The following is a 4005-nucleotide window of genomic DNA, read 5'->3' on the forward strand; positions in this document are numbered from 1 at the left end:
CCCCCAGCACGGGGAGGGGCCGCAGTGCGTCAGGCCTCGATCGGCACCAGACGCCCGGGGTCGAACTTGTTGCCCCTGCTGCGGTCATGGGGCAGCACCTCGTACCCCGGCACCAGGGCGAGGACGACCTCCCGCTTGTCGACCGGGGTCAGGGCCGACCAGCCCGCGGCCACATCCTCGGCGTCCAGCAGCCGCCGCAGCACCCGGGGAGCACGGGAGGTCAGCAGCGCCCGGGACTCCTTGATCCGCTTTTCGATGATGACGCGGCCCTCGCGGTACTCCGCGAAGGTGATCTCCCGTCGGGCGAACATGCCCGCCATGACCTTCAACTGGTCCTCGTCGGCGGCCAGCTCGGCGCGCACGTCGTCGGTCACCTCCGTGTCGGCGACCGTCCGCAGCCGTTGCAGCACGAGGGGCTGCCCGAGCAGCTCCAGCACCTGCCGCTTCACCTCATCCTCGACGAACGCGGCCTTCACCGCCATCTTTCCGCAGCCACCGTGCGGCTTCGCGCACCAGTAGCGCGGCCCGTTGTTGCCCTGCCAGCCCATCAGCATGTGCCCGCAGTTCGAGCAGCGCAGGACGCCCGTGAGCCACCGCTTCAGCGTCAGGTCCACGGCCCGGTGACGGCCCGCCAGGCGTGCGCGGACCTGCTCCCAACGCTCCCGGGGAATGATGGCCTCCCACACGGCTTCGCCGACGATTTCGCGCCGGTACTCGCGCAGGCCGGCCACCGACGGCTTCGAGACGACCGAGCGCACCGACCGGTCCCGCCACGGCGCCCCGGTCACCGTGGGAACCTTCCGGCGCTCCAGGTCGGCGGCGATCGAGTTGAGGGACTCGCCCGTCGTCGGGTCGATCGCGGCGCGCTGCTCCGGCGTCCAGCCGTCCCAGTCACCCAGGATGCGTGCGGCGATCTCGCGGAGGATCTTCGCCTCCTCCTCGACCGGCTCGTGCCCGATGGCGCTGAATCCGTAGCCGCGGTATCCACCGCCGGGCGGCTTGCCCTCGGCGGCCAACTCCTCGTGCTTCCTGGTGACGCGCCGGGCGGTGTCCCTGCTGCTCTTGTTGGCGACGGCGCACATGATGCGGGCCATGGTGATGTCGGCGTCGTTCGCGAGCCGCAGGGAGCCCGTCACGGACTCCACGGGGATCCGCGGCCGGCGGGACTCCACTACGTCGATGAGGTCTTCAAGGTCGCGCGGGTCGCGGGCCACGCGGTCCAGGTCGTCCGCGATGAGGCCGTCGTACTCCCCGGAGGCGAGGCCATCGAGGGCGGCCCGGAAGCCGGGGCGGACGGTGCGCAGGGCGGTCGACCCGTCGGGGAGCTTGATCTTCCGGCGCTTGAAGGCGGACGTGTCGTCCTCGGGGATGACCTTCACCACGGTCCAGCCGAGCCGCTCGGCAAGCGCGCGGCCGTCCTCTTCCTGCCGGCCGATGCCCTTGGAGAACTCGCGGCGGCGGCGCGTCGAATCGTCGACCTGCTCGTCTTCGCCCTCGTCTGCCTTGCGGTACGAGATCCGGAGGAGCAGCACGGCCCGTTGTGGCTTCATGCGCGATAGGTTACCGTCTACATGTCGGATCGCCGATGCCGTTCACCTCGCGCAGCTCGTCCACGGAACGGAAACCGCCGTGCTGTGTGCGGTAGTCGATGATGTGCTGCGCCAGCACCGGGCCGACCCCCGGCAAGGTGTCGAGCTGCTCCGCGGTGGCCGTATTGAGGGAGACGGGAGCGGCCGGCGCGGCCACCGGGCCGCCGGGAGCCGAACCACCACCCGCTCCGGGAGCCGGGGCGGGAGCCGGCCCCCCGACGATCACCTGCTCGCCGTCCACGAGGAACCGGGCGCGGTTGAGCCCGTCGGTGTCCGTGCCCGGCTTCACCCCGCCCGCCGCGCTCAGGGCGTCAGCCACCCGCGAGCCGGCCGGCAGCCGGTGGATCCCCGGCTCACGGACCTTGCCTCCCACGTCCACGACGATCTCGGGCGCCCTCGCCTTCGCGGACCCGGCGGAAGCGCCCGGAGCAGCACCGTCCGGCACCCCGGCAGCGCCCGCCCCGCCCTTCCCTCCGGCCTGCCCGCTCTCCTCCCCCTCTCCGAACGGCACCGCAGCCCGCACCACCTCCGGCGGCCGCACGGACTGGGTCCGGCCTGCCCAGAAGTGCTGCACGGCGAAGGCCGCGGCGACGACGAGCACCACCGTCAGAGCCACCACGCTCCGCCGCTCCAGACCGCACCTGGTCTGCAACCACAGCGGCATGCGCTCCCGCAGTGCCGACCCGGCCCGCTCCCGCCAGACTCCCTCCCCCGCGCGGACGTCCTCGCCCTCCAGGTCGGGGAGACCGCCCATGGGCTCCGCGAGCGCGGGGCGGCCACCAAGCCCCCGCGGAGTCTCGTCGAGGTAAACGGAACCCGGCGGCCCCTGCCCCGACTCCCGACGCTCCCCGGCCGGTTCGACCGGCTCGACCCGCCCCGGAGGTCCCGCCGGCCCTGCGGGCTCGCCGAACAACACCCCCGCACGCCGCCGGAGTTCCTCCGCCGAGGCATGACGCTGCCGGGCCCGGCCGCGCACACCGGGCGGGCGTCGGTGGTGACGGACGCGCCCGTCGGACGCCGGATGACGGCCCGGCCCACTGGTCGCGGTCGCTGTGCGTGAACGTGATCGAAGTGCCATGCGACGAGGATCGGCCACCCCGACCCACCCGCGATGATCTTGGTCAATTCCCGGGGACACTCCCCCGGTTGTGGATAACTCCGCCACTCACACGGGCGGACGAAGCCCCACAGCAACGTTCACCGGGGCGAAACCACGACGCCCAGTAGCCCGGGTCCCGTATGCGCCCCGATCACCGCCCCGACCTCGCTGACATGCAGATCGGCCAGCCCGGACACCCGGGTCCGCAGCCGGTCGGCGAGGGCCGTCGCCCGGTCCGGGGCGGCGAGATGGTGAACGGCGACATCGACCTGGGCGCTGCCCGCACGGTCGGCGGCGATCTCCTCGAGGCGGGCGATCGCCTTGGACGCGGTCCGCACCTTCTCCAGCGGCTCGATCCGGCCGTCGGCCAGTTGCAGCAGCGGCTTCACCGCGAGCGCCGAGCCGAGCAGGGCCTGTGCGGCGCCGATACGCCCGCCGCGCCGCAGGTAGTCGAGGGTGTCGACGTAGAAGTAGGCGGAGGTGCCCGCGGCCCTCTTCTCGGCGGCTGCGACGGCCTCGTCGACCGTCCCGCCCGACTCCGCGGCCTCCGCCGCGGCGAGCGCGCAGAACCCGAGCGCCATCGCGATCATGCCCGTGTCCACCACCCGCACCGGCACCGGCGCCTGGCGTGCGGCCACGACGGCAGCGTCGTACGTCCCGGAGAGTTCGGCGGAGAGGTGGAGGGAGACGATGCCGGTGGCGCCGGACTCGGCGACCTTGCGGTACGTCTCCTCGAAGACCGCGGGACCGGGCCGCGAGGTCGTTACGGGGCGCCGCTTCTGCAAAGCCTGGGCGAGGGCGCGGGTCGAGATCTCGGTGCCCTCCTCCAGCGCCCGGTCACCGAGGACCACGGTCAGGGGCACCGCGGTGATGCCGTGACGCTCCATCGTCCGGGTCGGCAGGTAGGCCGTTGAATCGGTGACGATAGCGACATGGCGGGACATGAGCTGGAGGTTACCTGCCGTAGCGCCCGTGTGGCAGCCCGGCCACTGCGGCCCGCGGGGCCATTGGCCGGATCAAGTGGTGCTCTCGGGACGGGGCTTCTTCTGCCAGGGGTAGGTCGGACGCGGTCCCGGCGGCGTGATGGCGGGCCGCGCCGACCCCTGTTCGGGGCTCGACTGCGCGGTGTCCGGCCAGGTCTGATCGGCCGTGGCGGCATCGGCGGCGGGCACCTCGGGCCACGGCGGCGGCGTGGCGGACCGCGCCGGCGAGCCCGGCTGCCGGGAGGCCGCGGACTGCTGCGAGGACGCGGGCTGCGGCTCCGGCTCCGTCCAGTGCCGCAGCGCCCCGGACTCCAGGTCGATCTGGGCGCTGAGC

The 4005-nt window shown here is 73.3% G+C and carries 3 protein-coding genes and 1 pseudogene; all 4 read right to left on the reverse strand.

The window, feature by feature from the left end:
- Positions 1-29: 29 nt before the first annotated feature.
- The gene (locus tag ABZ281_RS41020) at positions 30-1550 is read right to left on the reverse strand and encodes a recombinase family protein (RefSeq protein WP_356663049.1); all 1521 of its coding nucleotides are present in this window, start codon (positions 1548-1550) and stop codon (positions 30-32) included.
- A 10-nt stretch (positions 1551-1560) separates the two neighbouring features.
- Positions 1561-2667, reverse strand: a complete 1107-nt coding sequence (locus ABZ281_RS41025; protein WP_356663050.1) for a ComEA family DNA-binding protein — start codon at positions 2665-2667, stop codon at positions 1561-1563.
- A 119-nt stretch (positions 2668-2786) separates the two neighbouring features.
- The gene (locus ABZ281_RS41030; protein WP_356663051.1) at positions 2787-3632 is read right to left on the reverse strand and encodes a DegV family protein; all 846 of its coding nucleotides are present in this window, start codon (positions 3630-3632) and stop codon (positions 2787-2789) included.
- Positions 3633-3704: 72 nt separating this feature from the next.
- A pseudogene (locus ABZ281_RS41035) lies at positions 3705-4005 on the reverse strand (hypothetical protein); the annotation flags it as partial.

This window comes from Streptomyces sp. NPDC006265 (assembly GCF_040613555.1).
Classification (GTDB): domain Bacteria; phylum Actinomycetota; class Actinomycetes; order Streptomycetales; family Streptomycetaceae; genus Streptomyces.

Coding starts and splice junctions, on each gene's coding strand:
- ABZ281_RS41020 (WP_356663049.1), bottom strand. CDS start 1,550: ATGAAGCCACAACGGGCCGTGCTGCTCCTCCGGATCTCGTACCGCAAG.
- ABZ281_RS41025 (WP_356663050.1), bottom strand. CDS start 2,667: ATGGCACTTCGATCACGTTCACGCACAGCGACCGCGACCAGTGGGCCG.
- ABZ281_RS41030 (WP_356663051.1), bottom strand. CDS start 3,632: ATGTCCCGCCATGTCGCTATCGTCACCGATTCAACGGCCTACCTGCCG.